General features: G+C 70.7%; 22 protein-coding genes. 13 read left to right on the plus strand and 9 right to left on the minus strand.

The window, feature by feature from the left end; translation table 11 throughout:
- The first annotated feature begins 24 nt into the window (after positions 1 to 24).
- Genes ACFP2V_RS12350 through ACFP2V_RS12360 form a run of 3 tightly spaced genes read left to right on the plus strand, consistent with a single transcriptional unit; the run spans position 25 to position 3,586 of the window.
- Positions 25 to 1,353, plus strand: a complete 1,329-nt coding sequence (locus ACFP2V_RS12350) for an ABC transporter substrate-binding protein (protein ID WP_381209937.1) — start codon at positions 25 to 27, stop codon at positions 1,351 to 1,353.
- Positions 1,354 to 1,358: 5 nt separating this feature from the next.
- Positions 1,359 to 2,750, plus strand: a complete 1,392-nt coding sequence (locus ACFP2V_RS12355; protein WP_381209940.1) for an ABC transporter permease — start codon at positions 1,359 to 1,361, stop codon at positions 2,748 to 2,750.
- On the plus strand, positions 2,747 to 3,586 hold the full coding sequence (locus ACFP2V_RS12360; RefSeq protein WP_381209943.1) for a carbohydrate ABC transporter permease: 840 nt from the start codon (positions 2,747 to 2,749) through the stop codon (positions 3,584 to 3,586). The genes ACFP2V_RS12355 and ACFP2V_RS12360 overlap by 4 nt, the downstream gene beginning before the upstream one ends.
- A gap of 84 nt (positions 3,587 to 3,670) precedes the next feature.
- On the opposite strand, the gene pgl is transcribed toward ACFP2V_RS12360, so the two are convergent.
- Genes pgl through tkt form a run of 5 tightly spaced genes read right to left on the minus strand, consistent with a single transcriptional unit; the run spans position 3,671 to position 10,471 of the window.
- The gene (pgl, locus tag ACFP2V_RS12365; protein ID WP_381210364.1) at positions 3,671 to 4,411 is read right to left on the minus strand and encodes a 6-phosphogluconolactonase; all 741 of its coding nucleotides are present in this window, start codon (positions 4,409 to 4,411) and stop codon (positions 3,671 to 3,673) included.
- A 41-nt stretch (positions 4,412 to 4,452) separates the two neighbouring features.
- On the minus strand, positions 4,453 to 5,673 hold the full coding sequence (opcA, locus tag ACFP2V_RS12370; RefSeq protein WP_381209946.1) for a glucose-6-phosphate dehydrogenase assembly protein OpcA: 1,221 nt from the start codon (positions 5,671 to 5,673) through the stop codon (positions 4,453 to 4,455).
- Entirely contained in the window at positions 5,670 to 7,193 is a 1,524-nt protein-coding gene (gene zwf, locus ACFP2V_RS12375) for a glucose-6-phosphate dehydrogenase (protein ID WP_381209949.1), read from the minus strand. Before zwf ends, opcA begins: the two co-directional genes overlap by 4 nt.
- Positions 7,194 to 7,197: 4 nt before the next feature.
- Positions 7,198 to 8,316, minus strand: a complete 1,119-nt coding sequence (gene tal, locus ACFP2V_RS12380) for a transaldolase (RefSeq protein WP_381209952.1) — start codon at positions 8,314 to 8,316, stop codon at positions 7,198 to 7,200.
- 34 nt (positions 8,317 to 8,350) lie between these two features.
- A complete protein-coding gene (tkt, locus tag ACFP2V_RS12385; protein WP_381209955.1) occupies positions 8,351 to 10,471 on the minus strand; it encodes a transketolase in 2,121 nt (706 codons plus the stop codon).
- Positions 10,472 to 10,815: 344 nt separating this feature from the next.
- On the opposite strand from tkt, the gene ACFP2V_RS12390 reads away from it, so the two are divergent.
- The 4 genes from ACFP2V_RS12390 to ACFP2V_RS12405 all read left to right on the plus strand — a co-directional run bounded on the left by ACFP2V_RS12390 (position 10,816) and on the right by ACFP2V_RS12405 (position 14,278).
- The gene (locus ACFP2V_RS12390; RefSeq protein WP_381210367.1) at positions 10,816 to 11,769 is read left to right on the plus strand and encodes a heme o synthase; all 954 of its coding nucleotides are present in this window, start codon (positions 10,816 to 10,818) and stop codon (positions 11,767 to 11,769) included.
- Between the two features lie 96 nt (positions 11,770 to 11,865).
- Entirely contained in the window at positions 11,866 to 12,246 is a 381-nt protein-coding gene (locus ACFP2V_RS12395; RefSeq protein WP_381209958.1) for a hypothetical protein, read from the plus strand.
- 137 nt (positions 12,247 to 12,383) lie between these two features.
- Entirely contained in the window at positions 12,384 to 13,490 is a 1,107-nt protein-coding gene (locus ACFP2V_RS12400; protein ID WP_381209961.1) for an amidohydrolase family protein, read from the plus strand.
- 50 nt (positions 13,491 to 13,540) lie between these two features.
- Positions 13,541 to 14,278 carry a nucleotidyltransferase domain-containing protein gene (locus tag ACFP2V_RS12405; RefSeq protein WP_381209964.1) on the plus strand — a complete coding sequence of 246 codons (738 nt, stop codon included), beginning with the start codon at positions 13,541 to 13,543 and terminating at the stop codon, positions 14,276 to 14,278.
- On the opposite strand, the gene ACFP2V_RS12410 is transcribed toward ACFP2V_RS12405, so the two are convergent.
- The 4 genes from ACFP2V_RS12410 to ACFP2V_RS12425 all read right to left on the minus strand — a co-directional run bounded on the left by ACFP2V_RS12410 (position 14,233) and on the right by ACFP2V_RS12425 (position 17,914).
- A complete protein-coding gene (locus tag ACFP2V_RS12410) occupies positions 14,233 to 15,264 on the minus strand; it encodes a COX15/CtaA family protein (RefSeq protein WP_381209967.1) in 1,032 nt (343 codons plus the stop codon). The genes ACFP2V_RS12405 and ACFP2V_RS12410 overlap by 46 nt on opposite strands.
- A gap of 73 nt (positions 15,265 to 15,337) precedes the next feature.
- A complete protein-coding gene (locus ACFP2V_RS12415) occupies positions 15,338 to 16,054 on the minus strand; it encodes an ABC transporter permease (RefSeq protein ID WP_381210370.1) in 717 nt (238 codons plus the stop codon).
- Between the two features lie 80 nt (positions 16,055 to 16,134).
- Complete coding sequence (locus tag ACFP2V_RS12420; RefSeq protein WP_381209970.1) at positions 16,135 to 17,058, minus strand: ABC transporter ATP-binding protein; 924 nt, start codon at positions 17,056 to 17,058, stop codon at positions 16,135 to 16,137.
- Positions 17,059 to 17,089: 31 nt separating this feature from the next.
- Positions 17,090 to 17,914, minus strand: coding sequence for an AAC(3) family N-acetyltransferase (locus tag ACFP2V_RS12425; RefSeq protein WP_381209973.1), 825 nt, complete (start codon positions 17,912 to 17,914; stop codon positions 17,090 to 17,092).
- 159 nt (positions 17,915 to 18,073) lie between these two features.
- On the opposite strand from ACFP2V_RS12425, the gene ACFP2V_RS12430 reads away from it, so the two are divergent.
- From ACFP2V_RS12430 to ACFP2V_RS12455, 6 genes are all read left to right on the plus strand, one after another.
- Complete coding sequence (locus ACFP2V_RS12430; protein ID WP_381209976.1) at positions 18,074 to 18,907, plus strand: helix-turn-helix transcriptional regulator; 834 nt, start codon at positions 18,074 to 18,076, stop codon at positions 18,905 to 18,907.
- Positions 18,904 to 20,325, plus strand: a complete 1,422-nt coding sequence (gene sufB / locus ACFP2V_RS12435) for a Fe-S cluster assembly protein SufB (protein WP_381209979.1) — start codon at positions 18,904 to 18,906, stop codon at positions 20,323 to 20,325. Before ACFP2V_RS12430 ends, sufB begins: the two co-directional genes overlap by 4 nt.
- Before the next feature lie 89 nt (positions 20,326 to 20,414).
- Positions 20,415 to 21,635 carry a Fe-S cluster assembly protein SufD gene (gene sufD, locus ACFP2V_RS12440; protein WP_381209981.1) on the plus strand — a complete coding sequence of 407 codons (1,221 nt, stop codon included), beginning with the start codon at positions 20,415 to 20,417 and terminating at the stop codon, positions 21,633 to 21,635.
- The gene (locus ACFP2V_RS12445) at positions 21,632 to 21,952 is read left to right on the plus strand and encodes a non-heme iron oxygenase ferredoxin subunit (protein WP_381209984.1); all 321 of its coding nucleotides are present in this window, start codon (positions 21,632 to 21,634) and stop codon (positions 21,950 to 21,952) included. The genes sufD and ACFP2V_RS12445 overlap by 4 nt, the downstream gene beginning before the upstream one ends.
- 7 nt (positions 21,953 to 21,959) lie before the next feature.
- Positions 21,960 to 22,724: a Fe-S cluster assembly ATPase SufC gene (gene sufC, locus ACFP2V_RS12450; protein WP_055591711.1), complete on the plus strand. Its 765-nt coding sequence runs from the start codon at positions 21,960 to 21,962 to the stop codon at positions 22,722 to 22,724.
- Positions 22,721 to 23,992, plus strand: a complete 1,272-nt coding sequence (locus ACFP2V_RS12455; RefSeq protein ID WP_381209988.1) for a cysteine desulfurase — start codon at positions 22,721 to 22,723, stop codon at positions 23,990 to 23,992. Before sufC ends, ACFP2V_RS12455 begins: the two co-directional genes overlap by 4 nt.
- Positions 23,993 to 23,994: the final 2 nt, after the last annotated feature.

Genomic DNA, 23,994 nt, shown 5'->3' on the forward strand with positions numbered 1-23,994 from the left:
ACGTATTTCGAAGGGACATCAACGATGATGCGACGACGTACCACCCTGCTCACCGGCTGCACCGCCCTCGTGCTCGCCCTCGGCACCACCGCCTGCGGCTCGGGCGAGCCCGTCTCGGCCGGCGGCGGCGACAAGGCGCTCGGCGGCCAGACCGTCTCGGTCGCCGGTGTCTGGTCCGGCAGCGAGCAGAAGAACTTCCAGAAGGTGCTGGACGCCTTCACCGAGAAGACCGGCGCCAAGACACAGTTCGTGTCCACCGGCGACAATGTCTCCACCGTCGTCGGCAGCAAGATCGAGGGCGGCAACGCCCCCGACGTCGTGATGGTCCCGCAGGTCGGCGTGTTGAAGCAGTTCGCCGAGCAGGGCTGGCTCAAGCCGCTGGACAAGAAGGTCCAGGGCACCGTGGACGCCAACTTCGCCGAGGTGTGGCAGAACTACGGCAGCGTCGACGGCACCCTGTACGGCCTCTACTTCAAGGCCGCCCACAAGTCGACCGTCTGGTACAGCCCCGAGGCCCTCGAACAGGCCGGGGTCACCCCGCCGAAGACCTACGAAGCCCTGCTGAAGGACGGGCGGACGATCTCCGACTCCGGCCTCGCCGCCTTCTCCGTCGCCGGACAGGACGGCTGGACGCTGACCGACTGGTTCGAGAACGTCTACCTCTCCCAGGCGGGCCCCGAGAAGTACGACGCCCTCGCCGCGCACGAGATCAAGTGGACCGACCCGACGGTGGTCGAGGCGCTCACCACACTCGGCGACCTCTTCAAGGACAAGCAGCTCCTCGCGGGCGGCCAGAAGGAAGCACTGAACACCGACTTCCCCGGTTCGGTGGAGAAGGTCTTCGGCCCCGAGCCGGACGCCGCCATGGTCTACGAGGGCGACTTCGTGGCCGGCGTCGCCAAGGACCAGTTCGGCAAGGCCATCGGCACCGACGCGAACTTCTTCCCGTTCCCGCCGGTCGGCGACGGCGAGGCCCCGGTGGTCAGCGGCGGCGACGCGGCCGTGGTGCTCAAGGACGGCAAGAACGCCGAGGCCGGTATGGCGCTCCTGGAGTACCTGGCCACCCCGGAGGCCGCCGCCGTGTGGGCCGAGGCCGGCGGGTTCCTCTCCCCGAACAAGAAGCTCGACCTCTCCTCCTACAGTGACGACGTCACCCGCGCCACCGCCGAGTCCCTGATCGAGGCCGGCGACTCGGTCCGCTTCGACATGTCCGACCAGGCCCCGGCGGCCTTCGGCGGCACCAAGGGCACCGGCGAATGGAAGATCCTCCAGGACTTCCTGCGCGACCCGTCCGACCCGAAGAAGACGGCGGCCGAGCTGGAGAAGGCGGCGGCCAAGGCGTACGGGAACTGACCACCATGACCGCCACCCTGGTGAAAGAGGCGAGCCCGCCGGCTCCCTCGCACCCCGATCGTGCCCGCCGCCGGCGCCTGCGCCGGCGGGGGCGGATCGTCGCCGTGCTGTTCGTGCTGCCCGCGCTGCTCCTGCTGGGCGCGCTGGTCGTGTACCCGGTGCTGTTCTCCGTCGGCCGCAGCCTCTTCGACGCCTCCGGCGCCCGGTTCGTGGGCGGCGAGAACTACACCGAGATGTTCCGCGACCCGGCCACCCTCAAGGCCGTCCGCAACACCGCGATCTGGGTCGTGATCGCCCCCACCCTGCTCACCGGCCTCGGCCTGATCCTGGCCGTGCTGGTGGAGAAGGTCCGCTGGGCCACCGCCTTCAAACTGCTGCTCTTCATGCCGATGGCGGTGTCCTTCCTGGCGGCCGGCATCATCTTCCGGCTCGCCTACGACGACGACCCCGACAAGGGCGTGCTGAACGCCGCCGCCGTCTCGGTCCACGACACCTTCAAGGGCAGCTCCTCCTACCCGACGGCCCGCGCCCGCGAGGACACCGGCGGCGGGGGCGGCGCCGGGCCGGGCCTGACCAAGGAGTCCGACGGCGGGTACCAGACCGGCGCGGACATCTCACCGGGCGCCACCACGGCCCTCGGCCTGGTCGGTGTCGCCCCCAAGGACCTGCCCGACGGCGCCGCACCCGCCCACCCGGCGGCCACCCGGCAGGAGGCCGGCTCCGACGAGCTCCGCGGAGTGGTCTACCTCGACTTCACCCCCGGCGGGGGAGGCGAGCCGGGGGTGGTCGACCAGGAGGAGAGCGGACTGCCCGGGATGACGGTCGAGGCGGTCCGCGACGGACGCACCGTCGCGAGCACGACGACCGCCGCCGACGGCTCGTTCCGCTTCACCGGCCTGGACACCGGCCCGTACGCGCTCAAACTGCCCGCCGCCAACTTCGCGCCCCCCTACGACGGCATCTCCTGGCTCGGACCCACCCTCGTCACCCCGGCGATCATCGGGGCCTACCTGTGGATCTGGACCGGGTTCGCGATGGTGCTGATCGGCGCGGGACTCTCCGCCCTGCCGCGGGACGCGCTGGAGGCGGCGCGGATGGACGGCGCGAACGAGTGGCAGATCTTCCGCCGGATCACCGTCCCGCTGCTCGCGCCGGTCCTCACCGTCGTCTTCGTGACCCTGGTGATCAACGTGATGAAGGTGTTCGACCTCGTCTACATCATCGCGCCCGGACCCGTGCAGGAGGACGCGACCGTGCTCGCGACCCAGATGTGGCTGGTGTCGTTCGGCGGCGGCAACAACCAGGGGCTGGGCAGCGCGCTCGGGGTGCTGCTCCTGCTGCTGGTCGTCCCCGCCATGGTCTTCAACGTCCGCCGCTTCCGAAGGAGTCAGCGATGAACGCGATCCGGCGCGGCCTGGGCAACGCCGTGGTGCAGGCGTTCCTGGTCGTGATCGGCCTGGTGTGGATGACCCCGCTGGCCGGCCTGTTCCTGTCCTCGCTGCGGTCCGCCGAGGACACGGCCAAGGGCGGCTGGTGGACCGTGTTCGCCAGTCCCGGGCAGCTGTCCTTCGACAACTACGCGGCCCTGCTGAAGAACTCGGGCATGACCCAGGCGTTCTGGAACACCGTGCTGATCTCGGTGCCGACCACGGTCCTGGTCGTGGCCGTCGCGGCGCTCGCCGGATACGCCTTCGCCTGGCTCGACTTCCCCGGCCGCGAGGCGATCTTCCTCCTCGTGGTGGCGCTGCTGGTGGTCCCCGTGCAGATCGGGCTGCTGCCGGTCGCCAAACTCTTCGGCCAGCTGGGGCTGTTCGGCACCATCCCCGGTGTCGTGCTGTTCCATGTGGCGTACGGGCTGCCGTTCGCGGTGTTCCTGCTGCGGAACTACTTCGCCGAGATGCCCAAGGAGATGCTGGAGGCCGCCCGGATGGACGGCGGCAGCGAGTGGCGCATCTTCACCCGGCTCGTCCTGCCCGTCGGCCGCCCGGCGATCGCCAGCCTCGCCATCTTCCAGTTCCTGTGGGTCTGGAACGACATGCTGGTCGCCCTCCTCTTCGCCGACAGCTCCTCGCAGCCGCTGACGGTGGAACTCCAGTCGCAGATCCGCCAGTTCGGCAGCAACATCGATGTGCTCGCGCCGGGGGCGTTCCTGTCCCTGGTGGTGCCGGTGGTCGTGTTCTTCGCCTTCCAGCGGCACTTCGTGCAGGGGGTGATGGCGGGCTCGGTGAAGTGACGGACACCGTCCCCCACCCGGACAGCGCACGGACCCCCGCTTCGCGAGGAAGCGGGGGTCCGTGCGCGTCGTGCGGTGCGCGCGTTACGCCGACGCCGGCGGATACAGGGCCCGCGGCAGCTGTGAGGCCGCCGCCGCGTCCAGCAGCCACAAGGTGCGGGCCCGGCCGTACGCGCCCGCCGCCGGGGCCTGGATCTCGCCCGCGCCCGACAAGGCGATCGCCGCGGCCTCGGCCTTGTCCTCGCCGGCCGCCAGCAGCCACACCTCCCGGGCCGCGCGGATCGCCGGCAGGGTGAGCGTCACCCTGGTCGGCGGCGGCTTGGGCGCGCCATGGACGCCGACCACCACGCGCTCCGTCTCCCGGACCGCGGGCAGCTCCGGGAAGAGGGACGCCACGTGCGTGTCCGGGCCGACGCCCAGCATCAGCACGTCGAACTCCGGCACCCCGCCGTGGTTCGTCGGTCCCGCGGCACGGGCCAGCTCCTCGGCGTACGCGGCCGCCGCCGCGTCCACGTCGGTGCCGTGCGGTCCGTCGGACGCGGGCATGGCGTGCACGCGCTCCGGATCCAGCGGCACCGCGTCGAGCAGCGCCTCGCGGGCCTGGGTGACGTTGCGCTCCGGGTCGCCCTCCGGCAGGAACCGCTCGTCGCCCCACCACAGGTCGATCCGGCCCCAGTCGACCGCGTCCCGGGCGGGCGCCGCCGCGAGCGCGGCCAGCAGGCCGTTGCCGTTGCGGCCCCCGGTCAGGACCACGGACGCCGAACCCCGCGAGGCCTGCGCGTCCACGATCCTGGTGATCAGCCGGGCCGCCGCGGCCTGCGCCATCAGCTCCTTGTCGCGGTGCACGACGAGCTGCGGTGTCGTACTCACTTCGCCGCCCTGTTCACCGTGGCCTGCGCCGCCGCCGTGACCCGGGAACCTTCCGCAGCCGCTTCGACGGAAGCGGGTCCCCCCGCTCCTTTGGCCGGCGACTCACCCGCCGGCCGCTTCCCGGAACCACCCGACGCCTCGGGCTCCCGCGTCGGCTCCTTCGGAGCCCCCGACGCCTCGTCCAGCGCCCGCGACACCTCGTCGAGCGCGCTGGAGGCCTCGGTCAGCCCGCGGGACACCGCCGCCAGCCGCTCGCCCGACGGCGCCTTCGACGCCCCCGGCCCGTTCGCCGAGTCCTTCAGCCGCTCGACCCCGTACCGCAGCGCCGACGCGTACGTGTCGTCCGGGTCCAGCCGGCGCAGCTCCTCCGCGATCAGCTCCGACGTGTCCCGGCGCTTGAGCGCCACCGCACGCTTGGGCTGCCCCTGGATCGACAGCGTCGCGAGCGAACCGTCGGCCCGGTCCAGCACGATCGGGCCGCAGTCGGTCGTCAGACGGACCGCCGTGAGCCCGGGGCCGGCGGACAGCGAACGCTTCACGGGGACGTCCAGCCGGTCCGCGAGCCACATCGCCAGCAGCTCACAGCTCGGATTGAACTCCTCGCCCTCCACCTCGACGCCCTGCACCTCGCAGGTCACCTGGTCCAGGGCCGCCGCCAGCATCGAACGCCAGGGTGTGATCCGGGTCCAGGACAGGTCGGTGTCGCCCGGGGTGTAGGAGTCGGCACGGGCCGCGAGCTCCCGTACCGGCTGCTCGCAGGCATAGGTGTCGGTCACCCGGCGCTGGCCCAGCGCGCCCAGCGGATCGCCCGCCGGATTCAGCGGGGCGTTGACCGGCCACCAGACCACCACCGGGGCATCCGGCAGCAGCAGCGGCAGCACCACCGACTGGGCGTGGTCGGCGACCTCGCCGTACAGCCGCAGCACCACCGTCTCACCGGTGCCCGCGTCCGCGCCGACCAGCACCTCCGCGTCCAGCCGGGACTGCGTACGGTCGCGGTGCGAGCGGGAGACGCGCCTGATGACGACCACCGTGCGCGAGGGATGCTCGCGCGAGGCGTCCCCGGCGGACTTCAGCGCGTCGTAGGCGTTCTCCTCGTCGGTCACGATGACCAGGGTGAGCACCATGCCGACCGCCGGAGTGCCGACGGCCCGGCGGGCCTTCACCAGCGACTTGTTGATCTCGCCGGCCGTGGTGTCCGTGAGGTCTATCTTCATGGCCGGCGCCAGCTCCGTCCGTCTCGCTCGAGCATGTGGTCCGCCTCGACGGGCCCCCAGGTACCGGCCGAATACTGGGCCGGCCTGCCGTGCTTGTCCCAGTACTCCTCGATCGGGTCGAGGATCTTCCAGGACAGCTCGACCTCCTCGGTGCGGGGGAAGAGATTGGAGTCCCCCAGCAGGACGTCGAGGATGAGCCGTTCGTACGCCTCCGGGCTGGACTCGGTGAACGACTCGCCGTAGGCGAAGTCCATCGACACGTCCCGGATCTCCATCGACGTGCCCGGCACCTTCGAGCCGAACCGCACCGTGACACCCTCGTCCGGCTGGACGCGGATCACGATGGCGTTCTGCCCGAGCTCCTCGGTCGCCGTGGAGTCGAAGGGGGAGTGCGGTGCCCGCTGGAACACCACCGCGATCTCGGTGACCCGGCGGCCCAGCCGCTTGCCGGTGCGCAGGTAGAAGGGGACGCCCGCCCAGCGGCGGTTGTCCACGCCCAGCTTGATCGCGGCGTACGTATCGGTGTTCGAGGAGGCGTCGATGCCCTCCTCCTCCAGATACCCGACCGCCTTCGCGCCGCCCTGCCAGCCCGCCGCGTACTGCCCGCGCACGGTGTCCCGGCCCAGGTCCTTCGGCAGTCGTACGGCGCCGAGCACCTTGGTCTTCTCCGCGGCCAGCGCGTCCGCACCGAAGGAGGCCGGCTCCTCCATGGCGGTCAGCGCCATGAGCTGGAGCAGGTGGTTCTGGATGACGTCACGGGCGGCGCCGATGCCGTCGTAGTAGCCGGCCCGGCCGCCGATGCCGATGTCCTCGGCCATGGTGATCTGCACGTGGTCGACGAAGGACCGGTTCCAGATCGGCTCGAACATCGTGTTCGCGAAGCGGAGCGCCAGGATGTTCTGGACGGTCTCCTTGCCCAGGTAGTGGTCGATGCGGAAGACCTGGTCCGGGGCGAACACCTCGTGGACGATCGCGTTGAGCTCCTCGGCCGACTTCAGGTCGTGGCCGAACGGCTTCTCGATCACCGCGCGCCGCCAGGAACCACTCGACTGGTCGGCGAGCCCGTGCTTCTTCAACTGCTGGATGACCACCGGGAAGGAACGCGGCGGCACCGACAGGTAGAACGCGAAGTTGCCGCTCGTGCCCTGCGCCTTGTCCAGCTCCTCGATCGTGCCCCGCAGCCGCTCGAAGGACTCGTCGTCGTCGAAGGTGCCCTGGACGAAGCGCATGCCCTGGATGAGCTGCTGCCAGACCTCCTCGCGGAAGGGGGTGCGGGCATGCTCCTTGACCGCGTCGTGGACCTCCTGCGCGAAGTCCTCGTTCGCCCACTCGCGGCGGGCGAAACCGACCAGTGAGAAGCCCGGCGGCAGCAGACCCCGGTTGGCGAGGTCGTACACCGCCGGCATCAGCTTCTTGCGCGACAGATCGCCCGTGACCCCGAAGATGACCAGGCCCGACGGCCCCGCGACACGCGGGAGCCGTCGGTCTGCCGGGTCACGCAGCGGATTGCTGCTCGACAAGGTGTCAGCCCTCCGAAGGGGCGAGGCGCGCGAGCTCCGCCTCGGTCGACTTCAGCAGGTCGTTCCAGGCCGCCTCGAACTTGTCGACGCCCTCGTCCTCCAGCAGCTGCACCACCTCGTTGTACGAGATACCGAGCTTTTCCACGGCGTCGAGGTCGGCGCGGGCCTGCTCGTAGGTGCCGGCGATGGTGTTGCCGGTGATCTCGCCCGACTCCTCGGTGGCCACCAGGGTCGCCTCCGGCATGGTGTTCACCGTGTTCGGCGCCACCAGGTCGTCGACGTACAGCGTGGCCTTGTACGCCTTGTCCTTCACACCGGTGGAGGCCCACAGCGGACGCTGCTTGTTGGCACCCTCGCGCTCCAGCGCGCTCCAGCGGTCGGTGGCGAAGACCTCCTCGTACGCCTGGTAGGCCAGGCGCGCGTTGGCGAGGGCGGCCTTGCCGCGCAGCGCCTTGGCGGCGTCGGTGCCGAGCGCGTCGATCCGCTTGTCGATCTCGGTGTCCACCCGGGACACGAAGAACGACGCCACCGAGTGGATCTTCGACAGGTCCAGGCCGCGCTCCCTGGCCTTCTCCAGGCCGGTCAGGAACGCGTCCATGACCTTGCGGTAGCGCTCCAGGGAGAAGATCAGCGTGACGTTGACGCTGATGCCCAGGCCGATGGTCTCGGCGATCGCCGGGATGCCGGCCTCGGTCGCCGGGATCTTGATCAGGGTGTTGGGCCGGTCCACCAGCCAGGCCAGCTGCTTTGCCTCGGCGACGGTGGAGCGCGTGTTGTGCGCGAGACGCGGGTCGACCTCGATGGAGACCCGGCCGTCCTGGCCGCCGGTGGCGTCGAAGACCGGGTGCAGGATGTCGGCGGCGTCGCGGACGTCCGCCGTGGTGATCATCCGGATGGCCTCTTCGACCGTGACCTTGCGGGCGGCGAGGTCGGCGAGCTGCTCCTCGTAGCCGTCGCCCTCGGAGATCGCCTTCTGGAAGATCGACGGGTTGGTGGTGACGCCCACGACGTGCTGCTGGTCGATCAGCTCGGCGAGGTTGCCGGACGTGATCCGCTTGCGCGACAGGTCGTCCAGCCAGATCGCGACGCCTTCGTCGGAAAGGCGCTTGAGTGCGTCTGTCATGGAAATTCCATCTCCTACGTTTCGTATGTGAGCGTCAGCCCTGGGCTGCGGCGGTACCGGTGGTCGCGTCGAGCGCCTCGCGGGCGACGGACGCCACGTTCTCGGCGGTGAAGCCGTACTCCTTGAACAGCACCTTGCCGTCGGCGGACGCGCCGAAGTGTTCCAGGGACACGATGCGCCCGGCGTCCCCCACGTACTTGTGCCAGGTGAGGCCGATGCCCGCCTCGACGGCGACGCGGGCCTTCACGGCCGGCGGCAGAACGCTGTCCCGGTACCCCTGGTCCTGCTCCTCGAACCACTCCACCGACGGCATGGACACCACGCGCGTCGGCACACCGGCGGCCTGCAGCTGCTCGCGCGCCCCGACGGCGATGTGCACCTCGGAACCGGTGGCGATCAGGACCACCTGCGGCTGCGTGCTCTGCCCGGAGGGCCCTTCGGCCTCGAACAGCACGTACCCACCGCGCGCGGCGTCCTCGTTCGGCTCGTAGGACGGCACGCCCTGGCGGGTGAGGGCCAGACCGTGCGGGGCGCCCTTGCCGAACTCCTTCGTCCAGCGCTTGAGGATCTCCCGCCAGGCGATCGCGGTCTCGTTGGCGTCCGCGGGGCGGACGACGTTCAGACCGGGGATGGCGCGCAGCGAGGCCAGGTGCTCCACGGGCTGGTGGGTCGGGCCGTCCTCGCCCAGACCGATGGAGTCGTGCGTCCACACGTACGTCACCGGCAGGTGCATCAGGGCGGACAACCGCACCGCGTTGCGCATGTAGTCGGAGAACACCAGGAAGGTGCCGCCGTAGATGCGGGTGTTGCCGTGCAGCGCGATGCCGTTCATCTCCGCGGCCATGGAGTGCTCGCGGATGCCGAAGTGGATCGTGCGGCCGTACGGGTTCGCCTCGGGCAGCGGGTTGTCCGCCGGGAGGAACGACGAGGTCTTGTCGATCGTCGTGTTGTTGGAGCCCGCCAGGTCGGCCGAGCCGCCCCACAGCTCCGGGACGACCGCGCCGAGCGCCTGGAGCACCTTGCCGGACGCGGCACGCGTGGCGACCGCCTTGCCCGGCTCGAAGACCGGAAGCGTGTCCTCCCAGCCCTTGGGCAGCTCACCGGCCGCGACCCGGTCGAACTCGGCCGCGCGCTCCGCGTTGTCGCTCCGCCACTTCTGGAACGACTTCTCCCACTCGGCCCGCGCCTGCTTGCCGCGCTCCAGCGCCCCGCGGGTGTGGCCGATGACCTCGTCGGTCACCTCGAAGGTCTGCTCCGGGTCGAAGCCCAGCACCCGCTTGGTGGCGGCCACCTCGTCGTCGCCGAGCGCCGAGCCGTGGGCGGCCTCGGTGTTCTGCGCGTTCGGGGCCGGCCAGGCGATGATCGAACGCATCGCGATGAACGACGGCCGGTCGGTGACCTTCTTCGCCTCCTCGATCGCGTCGTAGAGCGCGTTCGGGTCCAGGTCGCCGTCCGGCTTCGGGGCCACCCGCTGCACATGCCAGCCGTAGGCCTCGTACCGCTTGACGGTGTCCTCGGAGACGGCCGTCTCGGTGTCGCCCTCGATCGAGATGTGGTTGTCGTCCCACAGCAGGACCAGGTTGCCGAGCTTCTGGTGGCCGGCCATCGAGGACGCCTCCGCGGAGATGCCCTCCTGAAGGCAGCCGTCACCGGCGATGCAGTAGATGAAGTGGTCGAACGGGGACTCCCCGGGAGCGGCCTCCGGGTCGAACAGACCGCGCTCGTAGCGGGCGGCCATCGCCATGCCGACCGCGTTGGCGACACCCTGGCCCAGCGGCCCGGTCGTCGTCTCCACACCCGTGGTGTGCCCGTACTCCGGGTGGCCCGGCGTCTTCGAACCCCAGGTGCGGAACGCCTTCAGGTCGTCCAGCTCCAGACCGAAACCGGCCAGGTACAGCTGGGTGTAGAGAGTCAGGGACGAGTGTCCGGCGGACAGGACGAAACGGTCCCGCCCGACCCAGTCGGCGTCCGAGGGGTCGTGCCGCATCACCTTCTGGAAGAGGGTGTAGGCGGCGGGCGCCAGGCTCATCGCCGTACCGGGATGGCCGTTGCCGACCTTCTGTACGGCATCGGCGGCCAGGACGCGGGCGGTGTCCACGGCCCGCTGGTCCAGCTCGGTCCACTCGAGGTCTGTGGTGGTCGGCTTGGTGCTCACCCTGAGTCAGGGCTCCTCTCCACATGTTTTCGGATGCCGGACGAGTACATACCGGCGAAGTCGAGCCTACCCCCGTAGGACGTGCTTCCTCCGAGCCCTTCCAGACTGCCGGGACTCCCGGCGATCCGCCTTCTGACGGGGAAGTATGCGCATTCGGCAGATGAATACGGAGCCGCTCATCCGGATGCTCAATCGAGCCCGGATCCGTGCCATGAGCGACCATGTTCAACACGACCCGACCCCCGCGAATGTCCGGGTCTGGGCAACGTCTAAGGTGGCGTGGTACGCGCGAGTCTTCACCGCCGCTTCATACGGGAGGGCTTGCTGGGATGTCTCTGTCAGGGGTGCGAGTGACGGCCGTTGAATCCCGTCCTGCGGGGGTTATCGGGGCGAGCCAGAACCCGAGTCACCGGCCGATCGGGGCCCGTGTCAAGGCGTTCGTGGCGTTGACCAAGCCGCGGATCATCGAGTTGCTGCTCATCACCACCGTTCCGGTGATGTTCTTGGCGCAGCAGGGTGTGCCCGACCTGCGGCTGGTGCTGCTGACCTGCCTCGGCGGCTACCTGTCGGCGGGCGGTGCCAACGCGCTCAACATGTACCTGGACCGCGACATCGACGCGCTGATGGACCGCACCTCGCAGCGCCCCCTGGTCACCGGCATGGTCAGCCCGCGCGAGTGCCTGGTCTTCGGCGTCGCCCTGGCCGTCGTCTCGACCCTGCTGTTCGGCCTCGCCGTCAACTGGCTGTCCGCCTGGCTCTCCCTCGGCGCGCTCCTCTTCTACGTCGTCGTCTACACGATGATCCTCAAACGGCGTACGTCGCAGAACATCGTGTGGGGCGGCATCGCCGGCTGCATGCCGGTACTGATCGGCTGGTCCGCGGTCACCAACTCGATGTCCTGGGCGCCGGTCGTCCTCTTCCTCGTCATCTTCTTCTGGACGCCGCCGCACTACTGGCCGCTGTCCATGAAGGTGAAGGAGGACTACGCGCGCGTGGGCGTGCCGATGCTCCCGGTGATCGCCTCCAACAAGGCCGTCGCCCAGCAGATCGTGGTCTACAGCTGGGTCATGGTCGCGGTGTCGCTGCTGCTCACCCCGCTCGGCTACACCGGCTGGTTCTACACCGCGGTCGCGCTGGCCGCGGGCGGCTGGTGGCTCTGGGAGGCGCACGCGCTCCTCAACCGGGCCAAGTCCGAGGTGACCGGCGGCAAGCTCAAGGAGATGCGGCTGTTCCACTGGTCCATCACCTATGTGTCGCTGCTCTTCGTGGCCGTCGCGGTGGACCCCTTCCTGCGGTAGGCCCTCCCGAGCAGTCGTTCGACGGGTGGGGTCCGTGGCCAAGACCACGGACCCCACCCGTCGCCGTTCGATCTACCCGTCGGTAGCATCCTGGTCATGGCAGACACGCAGCAGTCGGACCCCAAGGCCGAGCAGACCTCCGGGCAGCGGGCCGAACAGAAGGCCGAGCGCAAGGCCGACCGGAAGGCGGCCAGGCTCGCCAAGCGGATCAGTGGCTTCGCCACCGCCCACGGCGGAGCCGAAGGCCAGATCGCGTACCTCGGACAGCGCGGCGCCCGGATCGTGCTCGTCGGCGAGGACGGCGACTGGGGCGACCTGGTCGCCCACTCCTACCCCATCGCCCAGAAGGCGGCCGAGCGGGCGGGCCTCACCCTTCACGACGACTTCGACGGCGAGCTCGCGGCCAAGGTCAGGACCGGCCGGTACGAATGGACCCGCATGGCGGGCCTCCAGATCGGCGGCCCGGCCAACGGCTGAACCACGCCTTCGGGCGGCGCCGGCCCGGCGAGGGACGCCGGGCCGCGCCACGGCAACCCCGCGGCCGGGCAACACCTACTCACCGGTTCACCGTTAGGCCCTGCGAAGCCAGTGCAGCGCCCACCTGGGGAGCCCGGATGATCGACCCGCCGTCCCTCGTGGACCAGTACTGCCACGGCGTGCTGCGCACCGAGCTGGGCCTCGGCACCTTCGAGGCCCAGCTCGCCCGCAGTGAGGGCCCGCCCGCCCCGGGCACCACCCTCTTCGACACCCAGACCGGTTTCGCCGTACGCCGCTGGTGCCCGCCCCTGCTCGGCCTGGAGCCGCACTGCCCGCCTGCCCGCTATCTGGCCCGGCGCCGTGAGCTGGGCGTCGTCGAGACGGGCCGCCGACTGCTGCGGGCCAGCGGCATCACCACCTACCTCGTCGACACCGGACTGCCCGGCGACCTCACCGGCACGGCCGAACTGGCCACGGTCGGCGCCGCCGAGGCCCACGAGATCGTGCGCCTCGAGCAACTCGCCGAGCAGGTCGCCGACACCTCCGGCACGGTGGAGTCCTTCCTCGCCAATCTCGCCGAGTCCGTGCACGGAGCCGCCGCGCACGCCGTCGCCTTCACCTCCGTCGCCGGCATACGGCGGGGTCCGGCACTGGCCCCGCAGCCGCCGGGGCCCGGGGAGGTGCGCGGCGCGGCCGCGCGCTGGCTGGCCGCACGCCGGGTCGGGGGCGAGCTGAGCGACCCGGTGCTGCTGCGGCACCTGCTGTGGATCGCCGTCGCCTCGGGCCGGCCCCTGCAACTGCACGCGGGGCTCGGCGCACCCGGCCTCCGGCCCGAGGCCACCGACCCGGCGCTGCTGGACGGCTTCGTCCGGGCCACCGCCGGGCTCGGCACCGACCTCGTCCTGCTGCACGGCTACCCGGACCACCGGCACGCCGCCCGCCTGGCCGGTGTCTACCCGCATGTGTACGTCGACTCCGGTGCCGCCCTCGCCCGCACCGGCGCCGGTGCGGCGACCGTCCTCGCGGAGGTCCTGGAACTCGCCCCCTTCGGCAAGATCCTCTTCTCCAGCGGCGCCCAGGGGCTGCCCGAACTGCACGTCGTGGGCGCGCGCCTGTTCCGCGAGGCGCTCGCCCGGGTCCTCGGCGGCTGGGTCGCCGAGGGGGCGTGGGCGCTCGATGACGCGCGGCGGGTGGCCAAAATGATCGCCTCGGGGAACGCGGGCAGGGTGTACGGACTGGAATGAGGCGAGAACGCCGGGTGTACGGGCCGGAGCGAGGCGTGAAGACTGGGCGGATGCCGACCGACGCCCTGCTCGACCGCTTCCTCACCGGCCTCGCGCCGCTCACCCCGGTCGCCGTCTGGGCGCACGGCTCCCTGGCCGCCGGCGACTACCGGGAGGGCCGCAGCGATCTGGACCTGGTCACGGTCCTGGACCACCCGGTCCCGGCGCGGACGGTGTGGCGGGTGGCGCTGCTGCACGCCCGCCTGCGGAGCGAGCCACTCGCCGACCGGCTGCACTGCACCTATCTGACCCCGGACACCGTTGAAGACACCGAGCGACGCCACCTGACCTGGGCACACCGGCAGCTCTTCACACGGACGGTCACTCCGGTCACCCGGACCGAGCTGCACCGCTTCGGTCGGGTCCTGCACGGTGCGCCGCCCGCGGACGTACTGCCGCCGGTGCCGGACGGCCGACTCGCCGCGTTCGTGGTGCGCGACCAGCGCGACTTCTGGCGACGGGAGGTGGACCGGGCCGCCCACTGGACGCAGGACGTATGGGTCGACCTGGGCCTGCTGACCTTCGCCCGTGCCACGGTCACGCTGCGCGAGGGCCGGCTGATCTCCAAGCGGGAGGCCCTGGAGGTACTGACCGCCCTCGGGGCCCCCGGCGAGGTGGTCGCGGACATCCGGAGACGGCGCTACGAGGATCCCGCGCCGCCCGACGAGGAATGGGTCCTGCGCCGGGCACGGCTGACCCGGGACTACCTGGGGCCGGCGATCGACGCGCTCGTGGCGCGGGACGACTGATCGGGCGGCGCCGGCAGATCGGCCACCGGCGTATCCGGCCGTTCGCGCAGCGACAGCAGGACCCGCACCACCCAGATCCACATGACGCAGGAGCCGAGCATATGGGCGCCGACCAGGACCTCGGGCAGGTCCGTGAAGTACTGCACATAACCGATCACGCCCTGCGCGAGGATGATCAGGAACAGCTCGCGGGTGCGGTGCAGCGGGCCCTTGGGAGCGTCCACCGCCTTGAGGACGAACCACAGGGCGAACGTCAGGGTCGCCACGATCCACGCCAGCACGGCGTGCAGCTTGCTGACCATCTCCCAGTCCAGCGGCATCCGCTCGACCTCGCTGGAGTCGCCCGCGTGCGGCCCCGCGCCGGTCACCACCGTGCCGACCGCGATCAGCAGCACGGAGGCCACCACCAGGAACCACACCAGCTGCCGTACCGGCTTGCCGACCAGCGGCCGGGGTTCCCCGTCGCCCTCGCGGACGCGCTGCCACAGCACGGCGGCCACCGCGATCAGCGCCGAGGAGAGCAGGAAGTGCGCCGCGACCGTGTACGGGTTCAGGCCGACCAGCACCACGATGCCGCCGAGGACCGCGTTGCCCATCACGATCCAGAACTGTGCCCAGCCCAGCCGCGTCAGGCTGCGCCGGAACGGCTTCTCGGAGCGCACGGCGATGATCGCCCAGCCGACGGCGGCGCACAGCACGTACGTCAGCAGCCGGTTGCCGAACTCGATCAGGCCGTGCACCCCCATCTCGCGGGTGGCGGCGATCGAGTCGTCGGTGCACTTGGGCCAGGTCGGGCAGCCCAGGCCGGAGCCGGTCAGCCGCACCGCACCGCCGGTGACCACGATGACCACCGACATGACGAGCGCGGCGAGGACCGCCCGCCGGACCGTCCGGGGGTCCGGGGTCCAGCGTGCGGCGATGAAGGCGAGGGGGCTGCGCAGGGCCGCCTGGGCGTCGGCGCGGGTCAGGTTTGGCACGCGACCCATCGTAGGGCGCCGCTTGTGCACGCTTTCACGAGGGTCCGCCCTGTGGCGGTTCCGGCCCGTTTCCGCCGCCCGCTCATTCCCAGCGGAAGAACCGGCCCGCCGCCGCCAACCCCGCGACCGCCCACCCGGCGAGGACCGCTGCCTGGCCCCACGGCAGCCCCGCCCCGTCCTGGAGCACGTCCCGCAGGCCCTGTGACAGTGCCGCGATGGGCAGCAGCCCGAGGACGTCCTGCGCGCCGTCCGGGAAGTTCTCCAGTGGCACGACCACCCCGCCGCCGACGAGCAGCAGCAGGAACACCAGGTTGGCGGCGGCCAGCGTCGCCTCGGCCTTCAGGGTGCCCGCCATCAGCAGGCCGAGTCCCGAGAAGGCGGCCGTGCCCAGCACCAGCAGCACCAGCACCGCGAACGGGCCGCCCTGCGGCGACCAGCCCAGCGCGAACGCGATCACCGTCAGCAAGACGATCTGGAGCACCTCGGTGACCAGCACCGACAGCGTCTTCGCGGTCATCAGCGCCCAGCGCGGCAGCGGCGACGACGCCAGCCGCTTCAGCACCCCGTACCGGCGCTCGAAACCGGTGGCGATGGCCTGCCCGGTGAACGCCGTCGACATCACCGCCAGCGCGAGGACACCGGGGGCGAGGAAGTCCACGGCCTCGCCGGCGCCGGTGTCCAGGATGTCCACGGTGCTGAACAACACCAGCAGCAGCGTGGGGATGACCACAGTGAGCAGCAGCTGCTCGCCGTTGCGCAGCAGCATCTTCGTCTCGAGCGCCGCCTGCGCCGCGATCATGCGGGAGAGCGGCGCCGCGCCGGACTTCGGCGCGTAGGCGCCGGTGCCGACGGCCTCGTCGGTCCCGGTGGGTGCCCGATTCACGAACGCAGCTCCTTGCCGGTCAGTTCCAAAAAGACGTCCTCCAGGGTGTGCCGTTCGACCGAGATCCGGTCCGGCAGCACGCCGTGCTGTGCGCACCAGGACGTGACCGTGGCGAGCAGGTGCGGGTCCACCTCGCCGACCACCCGGTACGACCCCGGGGCCGTTTCGTCGGCCTGGGAGTCGGACGGCAGCGCCTTGAGGAGGGAGGCCACGTCCAGCCCCGGCCGGCCCGAGAAGCGCAGGGTGTTCTCGGCACCGCCCCGGCACAGCTCCTCGGGGCTGCCCTGGGCCACCACCCGGCCGGCGTCGATGATCGCGACGTCGTCGGCGAGCTGTTCGGCCTCGTCCATGTGGTGCGTGGTGAGGATGACGGAGACCCCGTCGGCGCGCAGATCCCGTACGAGGTCCCAGGTGGCGCGGCGGGCCTGCGGGTCGAGGCCGGCGGTCGGCTCGTCCAGGAACACCAGTTCCGGGCGCCCGACCACGGCCATCGCCAGTGCGAGCCGCTGCTGCTGGCCGCCGGAGAGCCGCCGGTAGGCCGTACGGCCGCAGGAACCGAGGCCGAGGCGCTCGATCAGCGCGTCCACGTCCAGGGGGTGCGCGTGGAGCTTCGCCATGTGGCGGAGCATCTCGTCGGCCCGCGCGCCCGAGTAGACGCCGCCGGACTGGAGCATCACGCCGACGCGGGGTCTGAGCGCGGCCGACTGCCGCACCGGGTCCAGGCCCAGGACGCGCACCGTGCCGGAGTCCGGGCGCCGGTATCCCTCGCAGGTCTCCACCGTGGTCGTCTTGCCCGCCCCGTTGGGCCCGAGCACGGCCGTCACGCCCTGCCGTGCCGTCAGGTCGAGGCCGTCCACCGCGGTCTTCGTGCCGTACCGCTTCACCAGGGCCTGCACCTGGACCACGGGCTCGCTTCGCATGGGTCACGAGTCTAGGGAGGCGCCGGGGGCCTCAGACCGGCGGGTTCAGGAACTCCTCCGCACGGGGTCGGTGTATTCCCAGCCACTTCTCCGCGTAGGCCACCGCGTCCGGCAGCGGGAACAGCCGCGCCTCGGCCGCCCCGACCCTGCCGCGGACGACGGGGCGGTCCGCGGGGCGGTCCCGTTCGAAGTCGTGGCCCAGTTCGTCGAAGCGCTCGGAGGTGATCGACACCTCGGGCAACGTCTCCCAGCCCGCCGGGCCGGGGCGGCCCACCGCGACGAGCGGGGAGGGTATCCGGTACTCGGCGAGGTGGAAGCAGGTGCAGGTGTCGTAGCCGGTGCCGAGCAGCAGCACCCGGGCGTCCAGCCGTTCCAGTGCTGCCAGCGGGCTGTGCTCACCCAGCCGGCAGTCCTGCGCGTGCACCGCGACGACCTCCGCCGCCCGCTGTCCGAGCGCGGCGAACGAGGTCTGCGGATGGGCGCTGCGCCGGGCGCCCGGCCAGGTCCGTACCGTCTCCGGGACGACGCCCACCCTGCGGGTGGCAGTGGTCGCCGGGTCGTAGCCGGGCATGGTGGCCCGGATGGTCTCCCACCAGGCCTTCGGCACCGGCGGATCGCTCCACAGCGCCGGGTCGGAGAGGTCGCCGGACTGGGCCGGGACGACCAGGGTGCCGTCCGGACCCAGCACGTCGAGCAGTGCGCCGACGACCGTGACCGGGCCGCCGTTGACCCAGCCCAGGGAGCTGAGCGAGGAGTGCACGAGGAGGGTCTCGCCGGGCCGCACGCCGAGCTCGGCGAGTCCGGCGGTAAGGGTGTCCCGGGTGACAAGAGGGCCGGTCGGCGGGGGTGTGGGCATGCCGGGGAGTGTTCCGGAAGGGCCCCGGGGGCGCCACCGGTTTGATCGATCAAAGATCGTTTCCGCAGGTCGCTTTAGGTTTACCTAAGTGATGCAGCGCACCCCGGGTGGATCATGCACGGCTTGCCCGGCCCGGATGAATTACGCAACAATGGCGTTGTGAAAAACGTCGGCGAGGCTCCCCAGGAGGAACTTGCGACCGGTGAGCGGTCCACCCGCAACCGGGTCGCCCGCTCCGTCCTGGACCACGGCCCGTCGACCGTCTCCGAACTCGCCCAGCGACTCGGGCTGACCCAGGCGGCCGTCCGTCGGCACCTCGACGCCCTGGCCGCCGACGGAATCGTGGAGGCGCGCGAGCGGCGGGTCTACGGCGCGCGCACGCGCGGCCGCCCGGCCAAGGTCTTCGCCCTCACCGACTGCGGGCGGGACGCCTTCGACCAGTCGTACGACGAACTGGCCGTGGACGCCCTGCAGTGGATCGGCGAGCGGGAGGGCGGCGACGAGGCGATCGCCGCGTTCGCCCGCGCCCGGATCGCCGCCCAGGCCGACTCGTACCGCGAGGCGGTGGAGGCGGCGGCCCCCGAGGAGCGCGCCCAGGCCCTCGCCAGGGCGCTCACCGCGGACGGGTACGCTGCCACCGCGCGCAGCGCCCCCCACCCGCAGCAGGGCGAGCAGCTGTGCCAGCATCACTGCCCGGTCGCCCACGCCGCCGAGCGGTTTCCGCAGCTCTGCGAGGCGGAGACGGAATTCTTCGCCGAGCTGCTCGGTACGCATGTCCAGCGGCTGGCCACCATCGCCCACGGCGACGGTGTCTGCACCACCTTCATCCCGAAGTCCTCGACGGTCTCGAGGGCCACGGGGGCCTCACCGCCCCCGGAGCCCCCGGAGCCCTCGAAATCCCCGAGAACGTCCGGGGCGAAGCCCGAGAAGCCTTCGCCCCACATCCGCAACGCAACCGCATCCGCAAACACGGCCGGGAGGAACCCCGCATGACTCTCCCCACGGAGACTGCCCACCCCGAACTCGAGGGCCTGGGTACGTACGAATTCGGCTGGGCCGACTCCGACGCGGCAGGCGCCGCGGCCAAGCGCGGTCTGAGCGAGGACGTCGTCCGTGACATCTCCGCGAAGAAGAACGAGCCGGAGTGGATGCTGAAGCTGCGGCTGAAGGGACTGCGCCTGTTCGACAAGAAGCCCATGCCCAACTGGGGCTCGGACCTGTCGGGCATCGACTTCGACAACATCAAGTACTTCGTGCGCTCCACCGAGGCGCAGGCCGCCTCCTGGGAGGACCTGCCCGAGGACATCAAGAACACCTACGACCGGCTCGGCATCCCCGAGGCGGAGAAGCAGCGCCTGGTCGCCGGTGTCGCCGCGCAGTACGAGTCCGAGGTCGTCTACCACCAGATCCGCGAGGACCTGGAGGAGCAGGGCGTCATCTTCCTCGACACGGACACCGCGCTGAAGGAGCACCCGGAGCTCTTCCGGGAGTACTTCGGCACCGTCATCCCGGTCGGCGACAACAAGTTCGCGTCGCTGAACTCGGCCGTGTGGTCCGGCGGATCGTTCATCTACGTCCCCAAGGGCGTCCACGTGGACATCCCGCTCCAGGCCTACTTCCGGATCAACACCGAGAACATGGGCCAGTTCGAGCGGACGCTGATCATCGTCGACGAGGACGCCTACGTCCACTACGTCGAGGGCTGCACCGCCCCGATCTACACCTCGGACTCGCTGCACAGCGCCGTCGTCGAGATCATCGTCAAGAAGGGCGGCCGCTGCCGCTACACGACCATCCAGAACTGGTCGAACAACGTCTACAACCTGGTCACCAAGCGCGCCGTGGCCTACGAGGGCGCGACCATGGAGTGGGTCGACGGCAACATCGGCTCCAAGGTGACGATGAAGTACCCGGCCGTCTACCTCATGGGCGAGCACGCCAAGGGCGAGACCCTGTCCATCGCCTTCGCCGGCGAGGGCCAGCACCAGGACGCGGGCGCCAAGATGGTCCACATGGCCCCGAACACCTCGTCGAACATCGTCTCCAAGTCGGTGGCGCGCGGCGGCGGCCGCACCTCCTACCGCGGGCTGATCGAGATCGGTGAGGGTGCTCCCGGCGCCAAGTCCAACGTGCTGTGCGACGCGCTGCTCGTGGACACCATCTCCCGCTCCGACACCTACCCCTACGTCGACGTCCGCGAGGACGACGTGTCCATGGGCCACGAGGCGACCGTCTCCAAGGTCTCCGAGGACCAGCTCTTCTACCTGATGAGCCGCGGTCTGTCCGAGTTCGAGGCGATGGCGATGATCGTCCGCGGCTTCGTCGAGCCGATCGCCAAGGAACTGCCGATGGAGTACGCGCTCGAGCTCAACCGGCTGATCGAGCTGCAGATGGAGGGCGCGGTCGGCTGACCCGCCGCCCCGCCCCCGTCGGCCGGTCGCCCCGACCCGCCCCGTCGGACAGCACACGTCTCACTCAGAAAGAGAGCACTACGACAGCCATGGCTGAGGCTCAGAATTCCCCCACCTCCGGCTTCGCTGCGGCGGGGGGAACCCCACCGGTGGGCTCCACCACCGCCGGCTCGATCGCGGTGGCCGCCGAGTCGACCGTCGCCACCCGCATGAGCGCGCCCCCGTCCTTCGACGTGGCGGACTTCCCCGTCCCCCACGGCCGTGAGGAGGAATGGCGGTTCACCCCGCTGGAGCGACTGCGCGGTCTGCACGACGGCACCGCCGCCGCCACCGGCGAAGGCGTCAAGGTTGCCATCGACGTGCCCGAGGGCGTCCGCGTCGAGACCGTCGGCCGCGAGGACGCGCGGCTCGGCCGGGCGGGCAAGCCGGTCGACCGCGTCGCCGCCCAGGCGTATTCCGCCTTCGAGCAGGCCTCGGTCGTGACCGTGCCGAAGGAGGCCGTCCTCACCGAGCCGATCCGCATCGCGGTGCACGGCGAGGGCGGCGCCTCCTACGGCCACCAGGTGATCGAGCTCGGCGCCTTCGCCGAGGCGGTCGTCGTCATCGACCACACCGGTGACGCGGTGCTCGCCGCCAACGTCGAGTACGTCCTCGGCGACGGCGCCAAGCTCACCGTCGTCTCCATCCAGGACTGGGACGAGAAGGCCGTGCACGTCGCCCAGCACAACGCCCTCGTCGGCCGCGACGCCTCCTTCAAGTCGGTCGTCGTCACCTTCGGCGGCGACGTGGTCCGGCTGCACCCCCGGGTGGCCTACGCGGGCACCGGCGGCGAGGCCGAGCTGTTCGGCCTGTACTTCACCGACGCCGGCCAGCACCAGGAGCACCGCCTCCTGGTCGACCACAACGTTCCGCACTGCAAGTCGAACGTCGCCTACAAGGGCGCGCTCCAGGGCGACGACGCGCACGCCGTGTGGATCGGCGACGTGCTCATCGAGGCCAAGGCCGAGGGCACCGACACCTACGAGATGAACCGCAACCTCGTCCTCACCGACGGCGCCCGCGTCGACTCCGTGCCCAACCTGGAGATCGAGACCGGCGAGATCGTCGGCGCCGGCCACGCCTCCGCGACCGGCCGCTTCGACGACGAGCAGCTCTTCTACCTGATGGCCCGCGGCATCCCCGAGCAGGACGCCCGCCGCCTGGTGGTCCGCGGCTTCTTCGCCGAACTGGTCCAGCAGATCGGCGTCCCGGACATCGAGGAGCGCCTGATCGCCAAGATCGAGGAGGAGCTGGAGGCGTCGGTCGGATGACCACCTTCCAACGCGCCTGCGGGCTGAGCGAGCTGGAGGAGGACACCCCGAAAAGGGTGGAACTCGACGGCACGCCGGTCTCCCTCGTGCACACCGGGGGCGAGGTGTTCGCGATCAACGACATCTGTTCGCACGCGAACGTCTCCCTCTCGGAGGGCGAGGTCGACGACTGCCACATCGAGTGCTGGCTGCACGGCTCGCGCTTCGACCTCCGCTCGGGCAAGCCCGACAGTCTTCCGGCCACGCGCCCCGTTCCCGTATACCCCGTAAAGATCGAAGGGGACGACGTGCTCGTCTCCGTCACCCAGGAGTCCTGAGGCCCCCATGGCAACGCTTGAAATCCGAGACCTGCACGTCACCGTCGAGGCCGACAACGCCACGAAGGAAATCCTCAAGGGCGTCGACCTCACCGTGAAGCAGGGCGAGACGCACGCCATCATGGGCCCCAACGGCTCCGGCAAGTCGACCCTCGCCTACGCCCTGGCCGGTCACCCCAAGTACACCGTGTCCGGCGGCACCGTCACCCTCGACGGCGAGGACGTCCTGGAGATGTCCGTCGACGAGCGCGCCCGCGCCGGCCTGTTCCTCGCCATGCAGTACCCGGTCGAGGTCCCCGGCGTCTCCGTCTCCAACTTCCTGCGCACCTCCGCCACCGCCATCCGCGGCGAGGCCCCCAAGCTGCGCACCTGGGTGAAGGAGGTCAAGGAGACCATGGAGCGCCTCCACATGGACCCGGCCTTCGCCGAGCGCAACGTCAACGAGGGCTTCTCCGGCGGTGAGAAGAAGCGCCACGAGATCCTCCAGCTGGAGCTCCTCAAGCCGAAGATCGCGATCCTCGACGAGACCGACTCCGGCCTGGACGTCGACGCGCTGCGCATCGTCTCCGAGGGCGTCAACCGCGTCCGCGAGTCCGGCGAGGTCGGCACCCTGCTGATCACGCACTACACGCGCATTCTGCGCTACATCAAGCCCGACTACGTCCACGTGTTCGCCGACGGGCGGATCGCCGAGTCCGGCGGCGCCGAGCTCGCGGACAAGCTGGAGAACGAGGGCTACGAGGCATACGCGAAGGGTGGAGCATCCGCGTGACACAGCTGCCGGGCCTCCTCACCGAGCCCAGGCTCCTTGACGAGGCCATCCGAGGCGACTTCCCCATTCTGGACCGCCAGGTCCACGACGGCCGCAGGCTCGTCTACCTGGACAACGCGGCGACCAGCCAGAAGCCGCGCCAGGTACTGGACGCACTCAGTGAGTACTACGAGCGCTACAACGCCAACGTCCACCGCGGTGTGCATGTGCTCGCCGAGGAGGCCACGGCACTGTACGAGGGCGCGCGCGACAAGGTCGCGGAGTTCATCAACGCGCCCTCCCGCAACGAGGTGATCTTCACCAAGAACGCCTCGGAGTCGCTCAACCTCGTGGCGAACATGCTGGGCTGGGCCGACGAGCCCTACCGGGTGGACCACGAGACCGAGATCGTCATCACGGAGATGGAGCACCACTCCAACATCGTGCCGTGGCAGCTGCTCGCGCAGCGCACCGGCGCGAAGCTGAAGTGGTTCGGCCTCACCGACGACGGCCGCCTCGACCTGTCCACCATCGACGAGGTCATCACCGAGAAGACGAAGATCGTCTCCTTCGTGCTGGTGTCCAACATCCTGGGCACGGTCAACCCGGTCGAGGCGATCGTGCGCCGTGCCCAGGAGGTCGGCGCGCTCGTCTGCATCGACGCCTCCCAGGCCGCCCCGCACATGCCGGTGGACGTGCAGGCCCTCCAGGCCGACTTCGTGGCCTTCACCGGCCACAAGATGTGCGGCCCGACCGGCATCGGCGTCCTGTGGGGACGTCAGGAGCTGCTCGAGGACCTCCCGCCGTTCCTCGGCGGCGGCGAGATGATCGAGACCGTGTCGATGCACTCGTCGACCTACGCCCCCGCGCCGCACAAGTTCGAGGCGGGCACCCCGCCGGTCGCCCAGGCGGTCGGTCTCGGTGCCGCGATCGACTACCTGAGCGCGATCGGCATGGACAAGATCCTCGCCCACGAGCACGCGCTCACCGAATACGCGGTCAAGCGGCTGGCCGAGATCCCGGACCTGCGCATCATCGGTCCCGACACGGCCGAGGACCGCGGCGCCGCGATCTCGTTCACGCTGGGCGACATCCACCCGCACGACGTGGGCCAGGTCCTCGACGAGCAGGGCATCGCGGTCCGGGTCGGCCACCACTGCGCGCGGCCGGTCTGCCTGAGGTACGGAATTCCCGCGACCACGCGAGCGTCGTTCTATCTGTACTCCACCCCGGCCGAGATCGATGCTCTGGTCGACGGACTGGAGCACGTACGGAACTTCTTCGGCTGAGG

It is taken from the genome of Streptomyces incanus, assembly GCF_042656345.1.
GTDB classification, from domain to species: Bacteria; Actinomycetota; Actinomycetes; order Streptomycetales; family Streptomycetaceae; genus Streptomyces; species Streptomyces incanus.